Here is a 20,867-nt window from a genome sequence, read left to right as displayed (position 1 = left end):
GGATGTTTGAGATGTTACATTAGGCTTTAGGGTATGCTCAGCGTACCCTACCGTGCTGTTGATCTGAGTCACATTATTCTCTAACTATCTTCCTCCCCGATTTTATGGTGTATTTCTTGAACTGCTGAAATTTCCTTTTCCGTCAGGTCTTCCACATTGATTAGTCGATTATCGGCATGCTTCGTGACTGCTATCAGTTCATTGAGTTTGACCTGCAATATGGAAAGCTCCTTATTTTGGCCGCGCTGTATTAGAAATACCATTAGAAAAGTAATGACGCCAATATAGATCGTTAATCCACGTTCCCAGCCCTGAGAAAATCCATAGACTAATCCCACTACAAACCAGACAAAAATAGACAGCAGGGCTGCGACAAACCCGCTTGCGCTACCTGTCCATTTTGCGAAACGGTGTGTAAAAATTTCAAGTCGGTCAGATATCATTTCCTTTTGGTCAGAATCATCTGAGAGCAGTTCGGCGACAAACCCACTTGCGCTATCCGCCCATTTTGAGAAACGACTTATTAAAATTTCAAGTTGTTCTGATTTCATCATTATTGTTATTTCCTTTTGGTCAAAAACTAGCTGAGTTTAATGGAAAATTAAAGGGCCGCATGGGGCAATAGATATTGGTTTAACTTTGCCTGGAATCCCCACAGCAAGACATCATTCAAGTCATCAAAAGGGCGCTTACCCGCTAAGAGTTGTGCCCTCTTGAAGTTCGTCACTTCGGGCTGTCATCGCCCCCCCTTTACCGTCAGGCTAGATTAACATAGCAAGCAAGAGGAAAAAGGGGGAAATGCGCAGCACAAAGCCAGCGCCACAGCCCCTCGACTTGTCTGAATCCCTTGAACAGCCGGGTAGGCTTAACCGTTCTCTCTGCCCCTTCGACTACGCTCAGGATAAAGACCTTGTCGAAGCCTGTCATGAGCTTGTCGAATGGGGGGGGACGGTTAAGCTGATCATGGTTCGACAAGCTAACCACGAACGGCTTAACCTTGCCTTAAACGCGGAAAGCCTTCGTTGCCACCGGGCAACATAGCGCGCCGAAAATGAGACACAAGCGGAACACCGAAATGTAACAAAAATGTAGGGTACGCTACGCGTACCGCATAGTGAACAAGATTGATTTTAGCCCAGCAAACCGGATACTTGAGGTCATGATATGATACGTTAGACTTTAAGGTATGCGTAGCGTACCCTACCGGGCTTAATCTGGATATTTTCCCGATTGAGACATATATTGGTCATTCGAAGCATTGAGGGGGAGTGATTTTGAGTTTGAAAACTTTTGCACCATCCAAATTATTGGCACCGTACGTTACGGCCATTTGGGATTACGAAGACTTAACAGGTAGCGATAATTTAATGCTTTCGATTTTGCCTGATACCGCAACATATTTATGTTTTTTGTATGCCGATTTACTTCAAACCACACATAAGGGGGGTGTATATACCACTCGCAGTGGGCTCGCCGGCTTCCAAAGTTTTCGTAGTGACCTGGGAGGTTTAGGGAAGGTATCAGGCGTTTCTGCTCGTATTACGCCTTGGGGATTAAATGTATTTCGTAGCGGTATAGTGAAGGATTGCGCTGAAAAGCGAGTGGATTGTAGAGATATTTTTCCTCGTTACTCAATAGAAAAAATCGAAGATAAATTATCTAATATGAGAACAGCAAAAGAGCGTGTTCAGTGCGTAGAGGATTTTTTACTTGCGATATTGAACCGGGACAATGAAGATCTGTTGATTCAAAAAGCTTGCAGGGATTTAAGTGCCTCTAACGGAAATTACCCTATTCGGATGCTCGCTCACAATCTCGGTTTGACAGAGCGTACCTTCGAGCGGCGTTTCCTAAATCATGTTGGTGCTACGCCTAAAAAATATGCCCGTGTAGTACGTTTGCGAAATGCTATTTTTCAACGCAAAACACTGTCAACTTGGGCGGATGTAGCGTGTGCAGTGGGTTACTATGATCAAAGCCACATGATTCACGACTTTCAAGAACTTTATGGAATTTCGCCGGAATCTCTTTACCCTCAAATTGATGTTTCCCAAACAATACAATTTTCTGGGTTATTAAATCTAAATCAAACAGCGTAAAACAATAGGACGTCTATCATTCGAATAAGAATGCTTCCTTATTTCACTTTACATCGTGTCGCTACCAATCTTATTTCTGGTTAGTCCGAAATCATCTGCAACAATCTCTGAAGCACACCCAATGTAAATTGTCGTTTTTTTCCAATACGGCGGAAGACCACATTGTTAAAGTTCACCTAACAGTTCATTTGGAAACCTGTTAATGATTAAAGTCATTCGTTAAATATTAAATTAAATCAATTCAATTTTGTTAATAAAGCCTCTATAAGAGCTTAAATTTTATGAGTTAGGAGATACTGATGTTTACTAAACAAGCTATTACAAAAAAATTAAATGTACCCTCAGAGAAGGTATGGGAAGCGATCAGCAAAATAGGAAGGCTCGATGTATGGTTTCCGTTCATTGAGACTTGTAAGGTGGAGGGTGATGGACCAGGAGCATTGCGATATATGACCATAGCAGATGGCGGTGGTGATATAAAAGACACCATTGAAGAAATTGATCCAAAAAAAATGAAATTAATATATCTTCGACCAATATCTCCATTTCCTGTGACTTATTACAAAGGAACAGTCGAAGTTTTCACGTCTTATGATGGGTTGGGTATTGTAGTCTGGACAATTGATTTCGAGTCAAAGTCAGAAGATAGTGCTTCAGTAGCAGAAATAATACAAAGCGCTATAAGTGCAGGTATTGATGGTATGGAAAAAGATTTAATGAAATAAGTTAGCTCATGTAAGGCCATATATGAGCTGAACTATTACAGCGAACAAAGTGAAGCGCATCAATCGCGAACGATGCGCCTTCAACATCCTCTAGCGCAAGATATTCGGATTCATTCCCAAAATCGCCGCCGTACCCTTGACGCCGGAAATCTGCCAGCCGGTTGCTTCGAGGGTGCGCGTTATGTGTTCGCGCTCCACAGCTTCCAAGAGGTCCGTAACTTGCCGGTAGCGGCTTCGGAATGGGCGCGAGCGGGCTGCAACGGAGCGATGTCCAACAGCGAGCCTTGAGACAGAATCACCGCCCGCCCGCTCGATAACGTTCTGCAATTCGCGGACGTTGCCGGGCTACACATATTGTGCTGGGTTCCCAAGCTCCGGCTTGGGAACCCAGTACGCGAAGCTCTAGCTTCCAGAACCGAATTTCCAAGCTGGAACTTGGGAACTAGCACAAAACCTGACATATTCCTTTTCTTGAATTCGGCACTTATGCCATGAAATTCCGAGAGACCAATCCCGCATTGCCAATATGGGCGACTGGGCAAAGCATAATGCCGGAATTGAGGTGTCAAACTTTACCAAATTAACCTAAAATTGCACCGTTAATAATGCTGGAGGTTTTATGGCTACTATTTTTGTAATCGATGTATCTGTTTGTGAGGGTGTTTGGACTGCTGAGTGCGATGAACTGGGTTTAGTGACCGAGGCCGCCAGCTATGACGAGCTGACTAAACGCGCCGGAGCAATCGCCCCTGAACTTGCCGAACTTAATCATGTAGACCTGGATTCAGACAGCATTAGATTGCGTTTTTCTCATGAGCAGTCGTTCAATCGATTAGCGGGATGATGACATCCACGCTTTACCCTGAGTTAGTTATCATTCTGCGCGCCCGGCTGTGTTTTTATTCGCCAGGGGAAAGGCAGTACAGATCTTTCCTTCCCTCGCGCTGTGCTCATCGTTATACATAAGTATTTTAAAGCACGTCATCCCGGCAGGGATTGCCGGGATCCAGAAGCCATGGATGGCAATACCGAAGCTGACAGCAAGTATCACATAAGGGATTGCTCAGTTAAATCAAGCGTTCACATCCCTGTGCACTGGATTCCGGCAATCCCTGCCGGAATGACGACTCAGACTCAACTGCGGTTTTTAGGATCATCGGTATCATTCGACACGACTTCAGCCTGTCCTGGAAATCCCCAACTTCAACATTCTGGATCGCAAGGTATTAGGATTCATACCCAGTATCGCCGCCGCGCCCTTAACGCCGGAAATCTGCCAGTTGGTAGCTTCGAGGGTGCGCGTTATGTGTTCGCGCTCCACGGCTTCCAGGGTCCGCAACTTGCCGGTAGCGGCTTCGGGATGCGCACGAGCGGGCTGCAACGGCGCGATGTCCAGCAGCGAGCCTTGGGACAGAATCACCGCCCGCTCGATGACGTTCTGCAATTCGCGGACGTTGCCGGGCCACAGATATTGACGCAAGTAGTCCAGTCCGGCAGGATCAATATCGTCAAAGCGTTTGCCGAATTTTTTGGCGTATTTGTCCAGAAAGAACCGCGCCAGCAACGGAATATCGGCCACCCGCTGCCGTAATGCCGGCACCTCGATCGGAAACACATTCAGCCGGTAATACAGGTCGGAACGGAAGCGCCCCAAACTGACCTCCTCGGCCAGATTGCGGTTGGTTGCCGCAATCACCCGCACATCGACCCGAATGGTTTCGCTGCCTCCTACCCGTTCGAATTCCTGTTCCTGCAACACCCGGAGCAACTTGGCCTGCGCCGACAGGGACAGTTCGCCGAGTTCGTCCAGAAACAGGCTGCCGCCGTCGGCCAGCTCGAAGCGGCCTTTGCGCTGCTGGGTCGCGCCGGTGAATGCGCCTTTTTCATGGCCGAACAATTCGCTCTCGATCAACTCGGCGGGCAGCGCCGCGCAATTGACCTTGACCAGGATCGCCGCGCTGCGGTCGCTGAACTCGTGAATGGCGCGGGCCAACAATTCCTTGCCGGTACCTGTTTCTCCGAGCAGCAGCACCGGCGTATCGGTGCGCGCCACCATCCGCACTTGTTCCATGACAGTTCGCATCAGCTTGGAGCCGCTGACAAAATCGCCGGGATTGAATCAATGGGGTCAGTGTCGTTGATTTTAATTAGCTGATCCCTAGTCAATTTAATCTGACCCCATTGATTTAAAAAAAACGCGAACGCGGTATTTGGCAGCGGCGCTATTGGGAACATCAAATCAGGAATGAGTGCGATGTTAGCGCAGCAACCGGCCGCGTCACCGCCGGTCCGATAGGCAACAGTAGCGCCGAGGACATTGTAAATCGAATTATCTTGTTTGAGACCAATCGCCCTCAACGTAATTTATGCATCGTCGCTCCTGCGGCGAAGTAATCATCTAGGGCCGTTTCCGCTTATCGAATCCATCAATCAAACCAGCGTCAGCTGGTCGACTTTGCATGCGCCGAAGCCAGGGTTTTGCGCAGTTCGGTTTCGCATTGCTCAAGTTGCGCGACCGCTTCGCTGCGCATCTTCTTACCCTGGTCGGCGATCTGCAGGCTTTCCTGTATCGTCGCAATCAGCGCTTCATTGGCTTTTTTGACTGTTTCGATGTCGAACACGCCGCGCTCCAGCTGTTTGCGGGTTTCGGCATTGGCCTGTTTCAAGTTTTCGGCGTTCGCGGCCAGCAGTTCATTGGTCAGATCGGTCGCAGCCTTGACCATTTCCGCGGCCTGCGAGGAGCGGTAAATGGTCACCGCCGTCGCCAGTTGCTGACGCCACAGCGGCACGGTGTTGACGATCGTCGAATTGATCTTGTTGACCAGACCTTTATCGTTCTCCTGCACCAGGCGGATGCCGGGCAGGCTTTGCATCGACACCTGCCGGGTCAGGCGCAGGTCATGCACGCGCCGCTCCAGGTCATCGCGGGCGGCGCGCAAATCACGCAGGTTTTGCGCGGCGATCACTTCAGTGTTGGTTTCGACCTGCCTGGCCTGTTCTGGAATAACCACTTCATCGAGTTCGCGCAGTTTCTCTTCGCCAGCGGCGATATAATCCTCAAGCGTATGAAAGTAGTCCAGGTTGGCTTGGTAAAGACGGTCCAGCGAGGTGATGTCGGTCAGCAGATTGGTCTTGTGCCGTTCCAGCTTGTCGGTGATGGTATCGATCTGCTTGCGCACTTCTTCATATTGCTGCAAAAACTTGACGACCGGTTTGGCCTTGCCCAGTAAACGGTCGAACAAGCCCTGTTTCTTGTTCGGGTCCAGATCGTCGACCTCGAAACCGCGTATCGTCGAGACCATTTCGTTCAGATCATCGCCGGCCGGGCCGATCTCCTTGTTCTTGACGCCGTCCAGCATACGGTCGGAAATCGTGGTCAACTGTTCCTGCGCCTTGCTGCCGAAAAAAATGATCGATTGGGTATTGCTGATATCGATTTCGTTCAGCAATTGCTGAACGAGCTGTTTCCTCTCCGCAGGCGCCTCGGCAAGCGGGACCATTTCGGCTTGGACACCTGGGACGATCTCCTTGGATTCGGAACTATCGGCCGTGCCGGCCGTTGTTTGAGCTTGCTGTTCACTCATGTTTAAATCCTCTGTAGCGTAATGACATCAAAGAATGCCTTCCCGTTTGAGCTGGTTGGTTAAAACTTCAATTTTCACATCCAGATCGAAAACATCTTCTTCCAGTAATTTTTGATGCTGTTCCTGAAATACCGATTCGATCGTTTCCAGCACATTGCGGAAATTCTGTTCCAACTCCCCGGATTGGGTTTGCTGGTGGGTTTTAGCGTAACCTTCGGTCACCTGCCGGGCGCCGTCCAGATAGACATTAAGAAACTTGCGCGCCCGCCGGAAATCGCGCGGGTCGGCCTCGATTTCAGCCAGAATGTTGTCGGCAACTTCGCAAATGCGCTCGATGCGCCGGTTTAACTCGGCATTTCGAATCCGGCCGTTAGCCTGCTCGATACGGCGGATGATGCGCGACGAATCCTCAAGGGCTTGCTGGATTTCATCTCCCGAATAGCCATGTGCAGCGGTTATTTTCTTTTCATCGCGAGGGTCGAAGCCGTAACTCAAATACATGCCCAGAAACGCCCCGCCGGCAAACATCAGCGCCACGGGCAACGAATGCCCCGCGCCCAGCCAGGCGATCATGCCGGTCGTCAGCGCCGTGATCACGGCGGCGGCCGTTTTTAACGGTTGTTTGGGTGGGCGGACAATCCGGCTTTTAGCGTAAACATATTCGGCTTGCAGTCCCTTGCGCAGGCACCAGGCGGCCAGCATGTACGACGCAAAACCGGCGGCGTTAACCAAAACAGTCAGAAAATGGCCTTTACCCAATGCGATAAACGTCGCAGGAATCAGCGCCATCGGCAGGAAATAAAGCAACAGCCCTCGCGGAGAATAAGGGTGCAAAGCATCCGAGACGGATTGTTTAAGTTTCTCGAACTGATTCATTATTCCGCCTGCGAACGGCCGGAGGATGAAAAGGCTTCGGCAGGATAGGCTGAACTTGATGGTTCCGTCTGCACCATCGATTGACAGGTTGCAAGACCGATCGTTGCAACCAATACGATAAAACCGAGCAAGCTGCGTAATAGTGCGGGCATCGTCTTTTAACTCCCATCAGCATTAATTGAGTCTTCATTATCCACCACGGCCTGACATCTGTAAAACAATGTTAAGAGCCTCCAAATTAAAATGCATGGCAGTTTATTGCGGAGAACTTATCAATGGATTTTCGCCGGTTTGAACTGGCTTATACGGTGACTCTTTGCCTATCCGAAACAATAATGCGTAGCTGATGTTTTATTTCAGGAAAAGTTGGGCTTACTTTTATGTTCGCGTGTGCGCAGGTGTTTTTTAATTCGCTTAACCGTTCAAATAACGTTAAATCGTTAGTTCTGTCACTGCATAACGAGAGCAAGTCGTCCAACAGATGTCCGTAAGCGCGCATTTCAAAGCGTTGTATCGCCGCTATGTGTTCGTCAGGTAACGATAAAAAGCTAGAAGCAGCGCCAAAATCGCCTAACAGGACAGCAGCGTCAGGATTGACCAGGATATTGTGTGCATATAAATCACCGTGACATAGCCCCTTATCATGTAAATGAACGAGGGTGTCGGCTACGCTAACCGCTATACTGGTAATATCGGCCAAGGTCAATTGAAAGCCGCCCGCAAAGGTATCGCGAGTGCATGTTGCCAAAGATGGCGGCAGGCCCAAGTTATAGAACGTACTGGGGATCAGGCCCAATACCAATCCTGACTGATCGTTTTCAGATATATGTGCCGTCATCCGGACTAAATTGGGGTGGTTACCGGCAGTCAAGCAGGCCCGCAATTCATCAAGGGGGTAACCATCGCTGGTGACATGGCCTTTAAACAATTTCACCGCTATCTGTTCTTCCGAGCCTTGCAGGCTAGCCGGTTGATTGATCCATTCTGCGCGATAAATAACGCCGGAAGCCCCTTGCCCGAGTTGTTCATGCAGCTGAATATCGGACAGGCTCACTTTATGCGTGCCTGCATTCTCCATGTCGGAATAGCCGCTAAACGGGTTACCCGCAAAGGCTAACCAAGCCAGCTTAGGCATTTGGAGCAGCCAATCCGGCAAACAAGGCAGCTGGTTGGCTGAAATGCGCATTAATTGTAAGTTAGCGCAGTTCGCTAAAGTGGAAGGCAGTTCAGTTAGCCGATTACCCGCCAGCATTAATTTTTGCAGGCGCGGCAGCTCACCCATAGAGTCGGGCAATTTTTCTATTTGGTTGTCGGTTAGAATCAGCCAACGAGTGTTTCGTGGAAAAACAGATTCGGGAACGCTTGAAATACGGTTGGATTTAAAACTGATAGTGTCTAAATTAGCGCAGTCGGCGATAACGTTGGGTACTTGTCTAAATTGATTATTGGTTAAAAACAATATTTTTAGTTGGTGCAAACGGCCGAAGTCTTCCGGCAAACAATCGAGCTGATTGTTAGATAAATCCAAGATTTCCAATGTGTCGGCTAAGTCAAATATTTCATCCGGAAATTCAGTCAAATTTTCGGTTATTCGCAAGCGTTTAGCCTGGCTGAGTTCACCTGATTTTAATTGCGCTAAGGTATGCAAAGTAAGTTATTCCGTTTAATCGTTTTAATGAGGGCTTATGATACACAAACTGATGCAAACCTTTTAAAAATGGAAGCCTACGTGACTAAAAACAACCATTGAGCATTCAAAAATCCCGTTCGCCCTGAGCCTTGTCGAAGGGCGGACGGTTAATCATGGTTCGACAAGGTTCTCCTGAGCGTAGCCGAAGCCTGTCATGAGCTTTGTCGAATGGGGCTCAAATATCTTCCTCCCCGATTTTATGATGTATTTCTTGAACAGCTGAAATTTCCTTTTCCGTTAAGTCTTCGACATTGATTAGCCGATTATCGGCATGCTTCGTAACTGCTATCAATTCGTTGAGCTTTACCTGCAATATGGAAAGCTCCTTATTCTGGCCGCGCTGTATTAGAAATACCATTAGAAACGTAATGACACCAATATAGATCGATAATCCACGTTCCCAGTCTTGAGAAAACCCAAAGATTAATCCCGCTACAAACAAGACAAGAATTGAGAGCAGGGCTACGACAAATCCACTTGCGCTACCTGTCCATTTTGCGAAACGGTGTGTAAAAATCTCAAGTCGGTCAGATATCATTTCCTTTTTGTCGGAATCACCTGAGAACAGTGCGGCGACAAACCCACTTGCGCTATCCGCCCATTTTGAGAAACGACTTATTAAAATTTCAAGTTGGTCTGATTTCATCATGTTCTTATTTCCTTTTGGTCAAAACTATCTGAGTTTAATGGAAAATTAAAGGGCCGCACGGGGCAATAGATATTGATTTATCGTTGCCTGAAATCCCCACAGCAAGACATCATTCAAGTCATCAAAAGGGCGCCTTCCCGCTAAGAGTTGTGCCCTCTTGAAGTTCATCACTTCGGGCGATCATCGGGTTCGCCCCCTTTATCGTCCGGCTAGATTAACATAGCAAGCAAGCAAGAGGAAAAAGGGGGAAATGCGCAGCACAAAGCCAGCGTCACAGCCCCTCGAATTGCCTGAATCTCTTGTGAACAGCCGGGAGGCTTAACCGTTCGCCTTGAGCCCTTCGGCTACGCTCAGAATAGTCTTATCGGAATCAATGGGGTCAGGGAATCAATGGGGTCAGTGTCGTTGATTTTAATTAGCTGATCCCCAATCAATTTAATCTGACCCCATTGATTCGTCCCGCTTGGGCATTGGGCAAGCAATCTTGCTCTTGAATATATTACCTGCGGCGAGCGGTGAATTGTTGGGCTTCATTACATTCAGCCTAACCTACGGCCGCATCACTATGTGCGCTCTCGTACAGACACCGCCGTCTGATCGGCCTAACCTCTTCAACTTGATTGACATAACATTGTGTTTTGTAGCTTTTGATAATTCCTAAACGAGGATGAATTATATGACAGATCAAACAGCAAAAAAGACGCTTTTTGAATACGTGAAGGATCAAGAGACATGGTTTTATTGGTATCACAATCCAAAAAGGATCAATTCACTAAATAAAGATAAAGAAAATTGGAAAGATGTACCTTTTCTTACGGTAAAAAAGGACGGTGTAATCCACAAGCATTTGAATGATTTTTTTGAGGCAACATTGGATGAAGTACGCTTAAAGAAGGCAAATGCCTTTTCAAGATACGCATTATGGATATCAGGCAATCATACGCTTGCATACTTTAGAGAGGCTGCATCCAAAAGAGAAGTTGCGGCAGATATTGATTATGACATGCAACGGGATCACGCAGTCCATACGCTTTATAACTACATACTGGGATGGTATATTTTTGATACATCTGAAAAATTTCAAGACAAATTTAAGCAGTATTTAATTAATCAGCAGAAAACTATTTATGGTAATGAGTATGTAACTACGCATGACTTTTTTACATTAACGGAAAAGGAGCATGAATTCTACGAGAATGAAGCTCCTGATGAATTCGGCAAAATAGGCGAAAAAGATGAATCTATTGCTCTGGCGAATGAATTTGGAGATGTTTGGTCTATTACGAGTTTGCTTCATGATGTAGGTTATATTTTCGAGGGTACTATTTCTTCAGCCAGCCCTGAAGTGGAAAACGTTCGAGTCATTAGGGGGGCAAAAGTAGTCCACGATTATTTTAATCATTATTTTTGGGAACATTTTAGGGTTGATTATAGGGCCGCGCAGAATATTGCTAATCTCCTCGATGTTTCGGTTCCTGATTTTAAAAACTCACAGTCCTTAGCCTCCCTTGGCGACCGTCTTTGCGACATTGGAGGTTGTGAGAATATTAGAAAAAAACTCATGGAACGCGACGGGTTCAAAGCGCTTAATAACGAGGCAATAAAGAATCAGTATGGTTTAAATCGCGAGGCTTTCTCTATCTGGAACATGTACTATGAAACCTATAAAAAAAATTCCACAACCACAATGCAAACCATACTGAAGATTGTGAAGGAGGAATACTACGATGCAATGAGCAAAGGCTCCAACCAGGGCTTTAAAAACCTTAATCATGGTGTCTGCAGTGGACTAATTGTGTTACAAGCTTTGACGTTTTATCACGAATTTGTGTGGGGATTTGATCTACTCAACTGGGAAAAGTTTGAATACAAACAAAATAAAGAAAAGAATCATATCAATTGCGTATCGAAACAAATCTATGATGACACCCAACGCCAAATTATCGAGCAATACGTTCCAATAGAGATGAGTATAAGAGACGGCCTCAGCCCGGAACGCTGGTTTAATAAAGTGCTCTGGGCAACAGCATCAATCGCAATTCATGATGTAATTCAACAAAAATATTATGAAAAAAGTTGCAAGAAATACAGCAAAAATGGATATCCGAAAATCAGTCTTGACGACGATCCACTCGCTTTTTTGGGGGTTTTGGTGGATGTATTACAGGAATGGGACAGATATACGATATCGGGAGAATTGGCCTTTTCAGAGAAGACGGAACTATTGCAAAGCACTGATGTTGATATTGATATTGTTGATTCTAAATCGGATAAGATCAATTTTTATTATCCGCTGAAAAAGGGTGACGATGAGAAAGATTTCTCGAAGGATATTAAAGAAGTTCTGAATCGTTGTTTAGCTGAATGGGATAGCCTTATTGGAATTGGTGTGATACTTCTTTGCCCTTACTGCGGCGAACCCTTCTTGGACAAAAGTAGGCACAAATTATTGGAAACTAGCGCCCAATACGAGGGCAAAGCAAAGTGTGAATGTGAATACAAAATCAAAATCGAGAGCGGCAAGGTTACAGTTACAAGGTAATTGCAATAAAAAGTCTACAGCCTGAGTGCAATACTCATATCTATTAATATCTTGGGAACGACCAGAAGGATCGACTCAGACGATTTACATGGATAGTTTTTTGGACTGGCTACACACGGCTGCCGCGACCCAAAACGGCCATTAGCGGTGTCACTCGACATGCCTTCACCCCGCCCTGGAAATCCCCAACTTCAAAATCCTGGAGCGCAAGGTATTGGGATTCATACCCAGTATCGCCGCCGCGCCCTTAACGCCGGAAATCTGCCAGCCAGTTGCTTCGAGGGTGCGCGTTATGTATTCGCGCTCCACGGACTCCAAGGTTCGCAACTTGCCGGTAGCGGCTTCGGGATGGACGCGAACCGGCTGCAACGGCGCGATGTCCAACAGCGAGCCTTGGGACAGAATCACCGCCCGTTCGATGACGTTCTGCAATTCGCGGACGTTGCCGGGCCACGGATATTGGCGCAAATAGTCCAGCCCGGCCGGATCAATGTCGTCAAAGCGCTTGCCGAACTTTTTGGCATATTTAGTCAGGAAAAACCGCGCCAGCAATGGAATATCGGCCACCCGCTGCCGTAACGCAGGCACCTCAACAGGAAACACGTTCAGCCGGTAATACAAGTCGGAACGGAACCGCCCCAAACTGACCTCCTCGGCCAAATTGCGGTTGGTTGCCGCAATCACCCGCACATCGACCCGGATGGTTTCGCTGCCCCCTACCCGCTCGAATTCCTGTTCCTGCAACACCCGGAGCAGCTTGGCCTGTGCCGACAAGGACAGTTCGCCGAGCTCGTCCAGAAACAGACTGCCGCCGTCGGCCAGCTCGAAGCGGCCTTTGCGCTGCTGGGTCGCCCCGGTGAACGCGCCTTTTTCATGGCCGAACAGTTCGCTCTCGATCAGCTCGGCGGGCAGCGCCGCGCAATTGACCTTGACCATAATCGCCGCGCTGCGGTCGCTGAACTCGTGGATGGCGCGGGCCAGCAATTCCTTGCCGGTGCCGGTTTCGCCGAGCAGCAAGACCGGCGTATCGGTGCGGGCCACCATCCGCACCTGTTCCATGACGGTCCGCATCAGCTTGGAGCCGCTGACGAAATCGCCGGGATTGTGATCGTCGTTGAGCACTTCCTGCAGGTAGCCTTTTTCCTGTTGCAGCCGATCCAGTTTCTGTTCGGCGAGGCGGCGGTCGTTCACATCCCGCAGGATGATGGTATAAAGTTTTTGATCGTGGGCTTCCAGCGGCGAAAAGGTGGCTTCTATCGGGAATTCCTCGCCGTCGGCGCGCCGTGCGCTGAGGCCTTCCGGCGCCCAGGCCTGGGTTTTGGCGGCGGGGTTGTCGAAATCGATGAACTGCTTGAACAGTTTGCTGCAATGCGGCGCGATAAAACGCTCGACCGGCTGGCCGATCGCGAAATCGGCCACGCAACGGAAGATCCGGGCCGCCGCCGCGTTAAACAGCGTGATGCGGTGTTGCTGGTCGACGGTGACGATGGCGTCCATCGCCGAACCGAGGATAGAGGAAATCCGTTGCTCGCTTTCGGTCAGCGCCTGCATCGTCAGTCTTTGCTCGGTGCGGTCGCGCTGGGTTTCGACGATCGCCACCACTTCGCCTTGCTCATTGCTGATGGTGCCTGCATCGATGACCAGATACAGCCTGCGCCCGTCCGGCATCAGGCACCAGTTTTCGGTATGGCAAATGTCGCTGAGAGAAGTGAAGTCGCTGGCATGCTCGTAAAGGCTGGACACTTCACCCAAGGTGCTGTCCAGCAGCAAGTCCGCCAGACACGGGCGTTTTTCGGTATAAAAGCCGCGCCAATGCTGATCGGTGCCGACCATCTCCCCGGCTTTCAGGCCGGTCAATTGCTCGCAGGCCTTGTTCCAGATCACCACCTGATGCCTGGCATTCAACACGAACGTCGACACCGGCATGTGCTGCAATAAATGCTCGGCGGATAGGTTTTGGGTCAGCGGGTTTACTTTCATATCGGATTCACAGGTGTACTAAGGCTTTCATTTTAGAGCGGGTTACAGCATGAAGTACAGCGCAGTGCACCGGAAACGCCGGTTTTTGCTTGCGCTCAAACAGACTTATGGGCGACAAGACTGGAAAGCCGCACTGAACGGGTTTACTATTCAGTTCGAAGACAGGATGCCGGGTCGTTAATTTAAATCCCGTTTACACAAAATACAGGACACCCGCCAATGAACAACAGGATTATGTGCCGTAACGCCAGACAATACACAGCCTGTGGAAAGCAATGGTAACCCATAAAAAACACAGGCTGAGACTTCCGGCATTTTCCACCGAAGGAAAAGTTGTTTTTATTATTTCCCTGTTCGTACTGATTTCAGTATTGCTGGGTGGGATGATTTTTGGGTATGGCAATATTTTCGACGGCGTGCGCTCCTATGTTAGGGGCGAAGGTTTGTGGGCCAAGGCGCAAAAGGATGCCGTATTCTATCTGGGCAGTTATTCGTACAGTCATTCAGAAACCGACTACATCGCTTATCAGGAAGCTCTAAAGGTCACCAGCGGCGATAAAAATGCCCGGTTGGCATTATTGGCATTCCCACCGAACTACGAGGAAGCGAGAAACGGCTTTTTGCAGGGACAAAACCACCCTGACGATATCGATTCAATGATCGGGTTCTTTTTAACATTCCAGCGCATTTCCTATATGCGCGATGCAATCTCTACATGGCAATCTGCCGATCAAACCATCGACGAATTGAAGCAACTAAGTGAGCAAATTCGCATCGAAATCAACGCATCAAAGCAAAACACCGAAAAAATAGCCGAATTGAGAAATCGCTTGCAGCATCTCAATGATGAACTTCATCAACTGGAAAATCGCTTTTCACTAATCCTGAGTGAAGGGGCAAGATGGGTTAAACAAACGGTATGGCTAATTACGGTGCTGGTACTGGTTATCTTTATCGGTATCGGGCTATGGGTCAGCCGTCAGATAATCAAAGGGATCACCCAAGCGGAACAGCAACTGATTACTAGCGAATCACGGTTTCGCCGGCTCAAGGAGTCGAATACGATCGGCATTATTTCCTGGCGGATGGATGGTATGATCGAGGAGGCGAACGATCTCTTTTTAACCATGATCGGCTATGACCGGTCGGATATTTCGACCGGCGTCATCAACTGGCGGGATATTACGCCGGTTGAATTTCAGCACCGGGATCAACAAGTCATCAATGAGCTTTTAACACATGGCCGGTGCGAGCCTTTCGAGAAAGCCTTGATCCATAAACAGGGGCACTGGGTGCCGATCTATATTGGCGCGGCGATGCTCGGCGGCAATCAGGAACAAGGCATTGCCTATGTGATGGACCTGAGCGAACGCAAAAAAGCGGAGCAACAGTTAAAGTTGGCGGCAACGGTTTTTGCCGGCAGCAGCGATGGGATTTTGATTACGGATTCATCGGCGCGTATCGTTTCGGTCAATCAAGCATTTTGCGCGATGACCGGATATGATGAGAGCGAATTATTAGGCCAGCCTCCGTCAATCTTGCAATCAGGTTATACCACCGGCGAAGAATATAACCGAATGTGGGAGTCGCTCAATGCAAGCGGCCAATGGCAGGGCGATATTATTGATCGGATGAAAAACGGCACCTTAATACCGATGAGAGCCAGCATTAACCAGGTAAAAAACACCGACAACCAACTCACGCATTATGTCGCCATCATGTCGGATATTTCCGAACGCAAGGCGGAAGAAGAGCATCTGCGTCATATCGCTTACCATGACCCTTTGACCGGCTTGGCTAATCGGGTGCTGTTTAATGACCGGCTTGAACAGGCCATTAAAGTGGCCATGCGCAACAATACCCAATTTGCTATCTTATTTCTGGATTTAGACAAATTCAAACCGGTTAACGATCTTTTCGGGCATAAGATCGGAGATCGGCTATTGCAGAAAGTTGCTGATAGACTCACTCGTAGCGTCCGCGAAACCGACACTGTCACCCGATTGGGCGGAGATGAATTCGTCATATTGCTGGAGAATGTTACCAGCCGGAAGATGGTAGAGAAACTACTTAGCCAGATTACCGATGCAATAGATAAGGCTTACCGTATTGACGATTACGATATCGAAATTGGCGTAAGCGCCGGAATAAGCATGTATCCCGACCATGGAACCGACGCTAAAACGCTGTTGCATTATTCCGATATCGCAATGTACGAAACAAAGGAATCAAAAAGGGGCCATGCTCTATGAGCCCCCCTACCCATTATGAAAAGTCGGCATTACATAGCAATTTAGTAATCACTTCAAAATCGAATTGATTGACCCGTTCCTTCAGCACTTCGGCAAAAGGTGCGTCAATCGCTCTAATTTGTTCAATCACCGCTAGACTTTGCTCTATATCCAAACTCATGGCCGCTTGCTGCAATTCGGACAATAGCGACTCGGGTAGCTGTTTCAAGCACTGCTCATTAAGCGATTGCTCAGTCGCCCTTTTCTCATTAACCAGCTCGTCGTAAATAAACTGCACACCTAAATGTTTTGCCATGCAGTCGAAAATCTCGGCATCACGATAGGGCTTGCCGACAATATCATCGATACCTGAATTTAAAAACTCTTGCCGTTGTTCTGCAAAAATCGATGCGGTGACGGCAACAATTTTCACTTTATCGCCACCGGGCAAAGCGCGAATTTTTTGCGTGGCGACGATGCCATCCATAATGGGCATGCGTCTGTCCATCCAAATAAAATGCGGCTGCCAATGCATAAATTGTTCTACGCCTTGCTGACCATTTACCGCTTCACGCACCTGAAAACCGACGAATTCCATCAACCTTTTCAGCAACAGCCGATTTTCCAGTTGATCCTCAACAATCAAGACACGATACTCAGGCTGTCCCGCCGCTAATCCCAGCACCTGCTTACCATCGAGAACGGTTTTGTTGATAATCTCTGACTGGTCGACCTTGGCAGCAGGTAACGTTAAGATAAACGATGATCCTTTATTCAATTCACTGGTAACGGTAACTTGCCCGCCCATTAATTCAGCATATTGTTTGGTAATCCGCAGCCCTAAACCGCTGCCTTGTTGATCGGATTCCCTGCCGACTTGTACAAACGTATCGAAAATAAACGGCAAATCCTGCTTGGCAATGCCGATACCGGTATCTTTTATCTCGCAGATTAAGAGGCATTGCTGAGTATCGGGCAAATTTTCAGCCGTTAAGAGCACAATAACGCGACCTTTTTGCGTGTATTTAATGGCATTGCCAACCAAGTTAAGCAAAATCTGCCGGAATTTTGCTTCATCGCTATTAACAAATCGCGGAAAACTGGACGATTGATCCAGGAACAATTCTAATCCTTTGGCTTCGGCGCGTTGGTGCATCATGTCAATGGTGTCGCGAATAAGCGCGCCTAAATCGAAATTACCGTTTTCAACGATTACACGCCCCGCTTCAATTTTCGCCATATCCAACACATCATTAATCAACTCCAGTAAATGTTTACCGCTGTTGTTGATAATGTTCAGGGTTTCACGTTGTTCAGGGCTAAGATCGCTGTCTTTTTGCATTAACTGCGAAAATCCCAACACGGCATTCATCGGGGTGCGTAATTCATGACTCATGTTAGCCAAGAAGATACTTTTGGCGCGATTCGCCGCTTCCGCTTCATTTTTTGCCGCTAATAATTTTTGCTCTGTTTGCTTACGAATAATAATTTCTTGCTGCAATAAGTTATTGACGTTTTGTAAACGGGTATATCCGAGAATTTCATTCTTTAATACCAGCGCGGCGTAATTAAAGAACAGCGGCAATTGGGCATACAAATCGCGCATGGCGATATGCAGGCTTTCCATTTTGAACACGCCGATCACCGTCGAACCGACTTTGAGCGGATAAATCCATGTGTACGCATGAGTGAAAGCAGGTGTCAGCATCTGGGTATCACTAAAATCATGCTCATATTCGCTGGCATCGCCTGTGGCGAAAGCGCTGATAACGCACTCATCATCCAGTTGTTGCAGGTGTTTTTTCACGCCATACACATCGGCATAGAAAATATCCGCATCGATTTTGTAATACAGGATCAGGTTAGCCCCACCGATGACATCGACAATCGAACGCAGCATATTATCGATGACATTTTCCAATCCTGAGGCTTCACTCATTTTACTCATCAACTGCATGACCAGTTGTTGATTGGATTTATCCAAGGCGAGTTTGGTGGCGCGCTGTTTGAGTTTGTTCCACTCGGCAACGGGGATGGTCATTAGTTCATTGGGCATGCAAGCTATCCAATTTATGCCTGATGGCGGTGTGTACAACGCTTTCGAGATGATCCAAGGTCACATCTCGCCATTGCACCGGCAAATCCAGCATGGCGCCGATGTGCGCGGCTTCCCGGCTGAAATCACCGGATTGCGGTGTGCGCAGGCACAACAGATAGCGGTGCTGGTCATGGAAAATATCGCGAATAACGGCGATATTCGAACCGAATGTCTTGGCAATAACGGCATCCCAATTGCGCACCCAATCATCCAATAAAAAGAACGCACCTTGAGTCAGTTCCCGATTAAATTCTTCCGCGCCTAGCAGCATTTCAATACAGTTTTGTCCCGATGTTCGCAGAGTACGGCCATCATTCAGCATCTTATCCATTCCCGGATGGCAGGCCCCGTAAAAGACGATGGTTTGTTCATCCGCATGCCTGGCTAAACCTGCCTGTAAAGCGCAGGCCAAGCGTTTAAAGTCAATGTGCAACGAAGCGGGCAAAAAATCCGTGGCCAATGGCCAGTTATTTTTTGCAATTAAATAGCCCACTTCTTTTTGCAAAATGCCGCAGCCGACCAGGTTTAGTGTTGATGGTGACATTTACAATTCAGCCGCAGATCGACAGATAAGGCGAAAGGCACAGGGCTAAAGGCGAAAAAATCCGAGCGTCAACACGCCCGCACTTAGCCTTTCGTCTTTCGCCTTTTGCCTCACTCTTGATAATGTCCATCTGCATAATCCGTGGCTGAACAATTAAAATTGCCCGAATTCATAAACGGCATCCAACATCGCCCGAATATTGCGTTCAGGGATTTTATACGGCATTAAAATCGTGCCGAAAAGAAATTTATTCCCCGCCATACCCGCCGCCAACATGCGTTTTACTTCTTGCCTGATTTGCTCTTCCGACCAATCAATGAGTTTAATATCATTGATAACGCCACAGGTCAGGCCGCGGCCGTTGATGATTTGCTTGCCTGTCGCAATATCATCCAGGGGACTTAAATAATAAGTTTCTATGCCGATTTGCGAAATAACAGATTCAATGACCTGATTAAACCGCGCTCCGCCACAGTAATAGACGATGCCTTGTGTGCCTGCGCTTAAATCTTGTTTCATCCACGGCATGCCGGTTTTGATGATATATGGCAGCGGCACGAAATCGGTAGAACCGAACGGATTGGCATAGACGATTACATCGACGCCTAATTCCCTCAAGGCGGCGATATGGCGCTGACAAAATAACGAACATTTGGCTAATAACTCATCACGCACGTCCGGCGGTCCCATGAATAATAATTCAAACCATTTATCCATGCCCATTAACAAGGCGGGCAATGCCATACTAGCTGTCACATAGCCGCAAATCGGATAACGCCCGCCGACTTCCCGCTTCAGGATTTGCAGGCATTTCAATTCTTCGGCAAAAACGGGGTGATGGATAATATCGTCCGGAATTTCCAGGTTGTGAATATCGTCATAAGACTGGATAACAAAATGCTCAACATTAGGCGGGCCGTCAGGCGAAAACAATATCTTTCGGCAACCCAATAATTCCGCTTCTTTGCCGACATAAAACAGGCTCCACACATTATCGTAGCCGTATTTCTCGCGCATTTTCAGCTGCCCTTCGGCAACATACTCGCCCAGTTGATAATAATCATGCAGAGAAGCCAAGCCCAACTCTTTAACGCCTTGATCCAATAAATTGCAAAACACGGGAATCCGGTCCGCCTTTTCGCCCTTTATTGCCGCGACCAATCTATCCATTCCAGTAATCATTTGTGCATCTCCATGATCAAATCCTTAATGACTTTGCCTGCTGAAATACCGTCACTTGCCCACGCATCAGCTTGTACGACTTTGTAAAGCTCCCTATCCCATGTATAAGGTGCGCCGCCGACAATGATTTTAATGCGGTCTTCCAACCGGCGTTGTTTAAGCAATTCCCGCACGGCAAGACAACTGTATTCACTACGGGCGGTATGCACCATCATCGAGGAAATGGCGATAATGCCGGCATCCTGTTCCAGCGCGGTATCGACAAAGCGCTCGGCACTGACATTGACGCCTAAATCAATCACATCAATCATCAACGAACGCAAGCAACCGCTGACGATGCGTTTGCCCAACGTATGCATATCGCCGTGTGATGTGCCGATGACTACGCGGCCAATAGTTTCCGGGCTTGTTTGAAACTGCGCGACCATTTCATCGGTGACTTGGGAAGCGATTTGCGAAGCCATGAAATGTTGGGCAAGATTGGCATCGAAATCTTCACTGATGGCTTTAATCATCTGCTCCATCGAAGGAATTACCACCTTAAAAACAATGTCCTCAGGGGTAACGCCCTGGGCGATTGCTTCGTGAATGACTTCGAATGCTTTATCGCGATCCGTGTCAAAAACGGCTTCGCTGTAAGCTGCGATAACTTTTTCCAGTATCATAA

At 47.9% G+C, this 20,867-nt stretch carries 17 protein-coding genes and 1 pseudogene; 5 read left to right on the top strand and 13 right to left on the bottom strand.

Going from position 1 to position 20,867, the window contains the following annotated elements; all coding sequences use genetic code 11:
* Nucleotides 1–80: 80 nt before the first annotated feature.
* Nucleotides 81–554: a low affinity iron permease family protein gene (locus tag METTU_RS03535; protein WP_006889921.1), complete on the bottom strand. Its 474-nt coding sequence runs from the start codon at nucleotides 552–554 to the stop codon at nucleotides 81–83.
* 714 nt (nucleotides 555–1,268) lie between these two features.
* Between METTU_RS03535 and METTU_RS03525 the strand changes: the two genes are divergently transcribed.
* Both METTU_RS03525 and METTU_RS03520 read left to right on the top strand, forming a co-directional pair.
* Nucleotides 1,269–2,099, top strand: coding sequence for a helix-turn-helix transcriptional regulator (locus METTU_RS03525; RefSeq protein WP_006889919.1), 831 nt, complete (start codon nucleotides 1,269–1,271; stop codon nucleotides 2,097–2,099).
* 299 nt (nucleotides 2,100–2,398) lie between these two features.
* Complete coding sequence (locus METTU_RS03520) at nucleotides 2,399–2,824, top strand: SRPBCC family protein (protein ID WP_006889918.1); 426 nt, start codon at nucleotides 2,399–2,401, stop codon at nucleotides 2,822–2,824.
* Nucleotides 2,825–2,914: 90 nt separating this feature from the next.
* Here METTU_RS03520 and METTU_RS24265 read toward each other — a convergent pair whose 3' ends face one another.
* The gene (locus METTU_RS24265) at nucleotides 2,915–3,022 is read right to left on the bottom strand and encodes a helix-turn-helix domain-containing protein (RefSeq protein ID WP_254257813.1); all 108 of its coding nucleotides are present in this window, start codon (nucleotides 3,020–3,022) and stop codon (nucleotides 2,915–2,917) included.
* A 421-nt stretch (nucleotides 3,023–3,443) separates the two neighbouring features.
* On the opposite strand from METTU_RS24265, the gene METTU_RS03515 reads away from it, so the two are divergent.
* The gene (locus METTU_RS03515) at nucleotides 3,444–3,668 is read left to right on the top strand and encodes a DUF1902 domain-containing protein (RefSeq protein ID WP_006889917.1); all 225 of its coding nucleotides are present in this window, start codon (nucleotides 3,444–3,446) and stop codon (nucleotides 3,666–3,668) included.
* A 333-nt stretch (nucleotides 3,669–4,001) separates the two neighbouring features.
* Here METTU_RS03515 and METTU_RS03510 read toward each other — a convergent pair.
* The 6 genes and pseudogenes from METTU_RS03510 to METTU_RS03485 form a co-directional block, all read right to left on the bottom strand.
* Nucleotides 4,002–4,940, bottom strand: a pseudogene (locus METTU_RS03510) (sigma-54 interaction domain-containing protein); the annotation flags it as partial.
* A 325-nt stretch (nucleotides 4,941–5,265) separates the two neighbouring features.
* Entirely contained in the window at nucleotides 5,266–6,408 is a 1,143-nt protein-coding gene (locus METTU_RS03500; protein WP_006889915.1) for a toxic anion resistance protein, read from the bottom strand.
* 27 nt (nucleotides 6,409–6,435) lie between these two features.
* Nucleotides 6,436–7,284: a 5-bromo-4-chloroindolyl phosphate hydrolysis family protein gene (locus tag METTU_RS03495; protein ID WP_006889914.1), complete on the bottom strand. Its 849-nt coding sequence runs from the start codon at nucleotides 7,282–7,284 to the stop codon at nucleotides 6,436–6,438.
* A complete protein-coding gene (locus tag METTU_RS23510) occupies nucleotides 7,284–7,436 on the bottom strand; it encodes a hypothetical protein (RefSeq protein ID WP_006889913.1) in 153 nt (50 codons plus the stop codon). The genes METTU_RS03495 and METTU_RS23510 overlap by 1 nt, the downstream gene beginning before the upstream one ends.
* Nucleotides 7,437–7,585: 149 nt before the next feature.
* Nucleotides 7,586–8,863, bottom strand: coding sequence for a leucine-rich repeat-containing protein kinase family protein (locus tag METTU_RS03490; RefSeq protein WP_217182775.1), 1,278 nt, complete (start codon nucleotides 8,861–8,863; stop codon nucleotides 7,586–7,588).
* A 286-nt stretch (nucleotides 8,864–9,149) separates the two neighbouring features.
* Entirely contained in the window at nucleotides 9,150–9,623 is a 474-nt protein-coding gene (locus METTU_RS03485) for a low affinity iron permease family protein (protein WP_006889911.1), read from the bottom strand.
* Nucleotides 9,624–10,299: 676 nt separating this feature from the next.
* On the opposite strand from METTU_RS03485, the gene METTU_RS03480 reads away from it, so the two are divergent.
* A complete protein-coding gene (locus tag METTU_RS03480) occupies nucleotides 10,300–12,165 on the top strand; it encodes a hypothetical protein (RefSeq protein ID WP_006889910.1) in 1,866 nt (621 codons plus the stop codon).
* 165 nt (nucleotides 12,166–12,330) lie between these two features.
* On the opposite strand, the gene METTU_RS21545 is transcribed toward METTU_RS03480, so the two are convergent.
* On the bottom strand, nucleotides 12,331–14,145 hold the full coding sequence (locus METTU_RS21545) for a sigma-54-dependent Fis family transcriptional regulator (protein WP_006889909.1): 1,815 nt from the start codon (nucleotides 14,143–14,145) through the stop codon (nucleotides 12,331–12,333).
* A gap of 275 nt (nucleotides 14,146–14,420) precedes the next feature.
* Here METTU_RS21545 and METTU_RS03470 point away from each other — a divergent pair, with 275 nt between their 5' ends.
* A complete protein-coding gene (locus METTU_RS03470; RefSeq protein WP_006889908.1) occupies nucleotides 14,421–16,397 on the top strand; it encodes a sensor domain-containing protein in 1,977 nt (658 codons plus the stop codon).
* Between the two features lie 13 nt (nucleotides 16,398–16,410).
* Here METTU_RS03470 and METTU_RS03465 read toward each other — a convergent pair whose 3' ends face one another.
* The 4 genes from METTU_RS03465 to METTU_RS03450 form a co-directional block, all read right to left on the bottom strand.
* Entirely contained in the window at nucleotides 16,411–18,432 is a 2,022-nt protein-coding gene (locus tag METTU_RS03465) for an ATP-binding protein (protein ID WP_006889907.1), read from the bottom strand.
* The gene (locus METTU_RS03460; RefSeq protein ID WP_006889906.1) at nucleotides 18,422–19,018 is read right to left on the bottom strand and encodes a DUF1638 domain-containing protein; all 597 of its coding nucleotides are present in this window, start codon (nucleotides 19,016–19,018) and stop codon (nucleotides 18,422–18,424) included. The genes METTU_RS03465 and METTU_RS03460 overlap by 11 nt, the downstream gene beginning before the upstream one ends.
* Before the next feature lie 153 nt (nucleotides 19,019–19,171).
* Nucleotides 19,172–20,200: a uroporphyrinogen decarboxylase family protein gene (locus METTU_RS03455; RefSeq protein WP_006889905.1), complete on the bottom strand. Its 1,029-nt coding sequence runs from the start codon at nucleotides 20,198–20,200 to the stop codon at nucleotides 19,172–19,174.
* Nucleotides 20,197–20,865, bottom strand: coding sequence for a cobalamin B12-binding domain-containing protein (locus METTU_RS03450; RefSeq protein WP_006889904.1), 669 nt, complete (start codon nucleotides 20,863–20,865; stop codon nucleotides 20,197–20,199). The genes METTU_RS03455 and METTU_RS03450 overlap by 4 nt, the downstream gene beginning before the upstream one ends.
* Nucleotides 20,866–20,867: the final 2 nt, after the last annotated feature.

The organism is Methylobacter tundripaludum SV96 (assembly GCF_000190755.2).
GTDB classification, from domain to species: domain Bacteria; phylum Pseudomonadota; class Gammaproteobacteria; order Methylococcales; family Methylomonadaceae; genus Methylobacter_A; species Methylobacter_A tundripaludum.
Note: the sequence above shows the minus strand (reverse complement) of the source record. Positions and strands in the feature narration are given on the sequence as shown.

Bases quoted from the DNA above. Each gene is read 5' to 3' on its own strand.
- METTU_RS03465 (WP_006889907.1), bottom strand. From the start codon at position 18,432: ATGCCCAATGAACTAATGACCATCCCCGTTGCCGAGTGGAACAAACTC.
- METTU_RS03535 (WP_006889921.1), bottom strand. From the start codon at position 554: ATGATGAAATCAGAACAACTTGAAATTTTAATAAGTCGTTTCTCAAAA.
- METTU_RS03520 (WP_006889918.1), top strand. From the start codon at position 2,399: ATGTTTACTAAACAAGCTATTACAAAAAAATTAAATGTACCCTCAGAG.
- METTU_RS03480 (WP_006889910.1), top strand. From the start codon at position 10,300: ATGACAGATCAAACAGCAAAAAAGACGCTTTTTGAATACGTGAAGGAT.
- METTU_RS03500 (WP_006889915.1), bottom strand. From the start codon at position 6,408: ATGAGTGAACAGCAAGCTCAAACAACGGCCGGCACGGCCGATAGTTCC.
- METTU_RS03485 (WP_006889911.1), bottom strand. From the start codon at position 9,623: ATGATGAAATCAGACCAACTTGAAATTTTAATAAGTCGTTTCTCAAAA.
- METTU_RS03495 (WP_006889914.1), bottom strand. From the start codon at position 7,284: ATGAATCAGTTCGAGAAACTTAAACAATCCGTCTCGGATGCTTTGCAC.
- METTU_RS03460 (WP_006889906.1), bottom strand. From the start codon at position 19,018: ATGTCACCATCAACACTAAACCTGGTCGGCTGCGGCATTTTGCAAAAA.
- METTU_RS03515 (WP_006889917.1), top strand. From the start codon at position 3,444: ATGGCTACTATTTTTGTAATCGATGTATCTGTTTGTGAGGGTGTTTGG.
- METTU_RS03470 (WP_006889908.1), top strand. From the start codon at position 14,421: ATGGTAACCCATAAAAAACACAGGCTGAGACTTCCGGCATTTTCCACC.
- METTU_RS23510 (WP_006889913.1), bottom strand. From the start codon at position 7,436: ATGCCCGCACTATTACGCAGCTTGCTCGGTTTTATCGTATTGGTTGCA.
- METTU_RS03455 (WP_006889905.1), bottom strand. From the start codon at position 20,200: ATGATTACTGGAATGGATAGATTGGTCGCGGCAATAAAGGGCGAAAAG.
- METTU_RS03450 (WP_006889904.1), bottom strand. From the start codon at position 20,865: ATGATACTGGAAAAAGTTATCGCAGCTTACAGCGAAGCCGTTTTTGAC.
- METTU_RS21545 (WP_006889909.1), bottom strand. From the start codon at position 14,145: ATGAAAGTAAACCCGCTGACCCAAAACCTATCCGCCGAGCATTTATTG.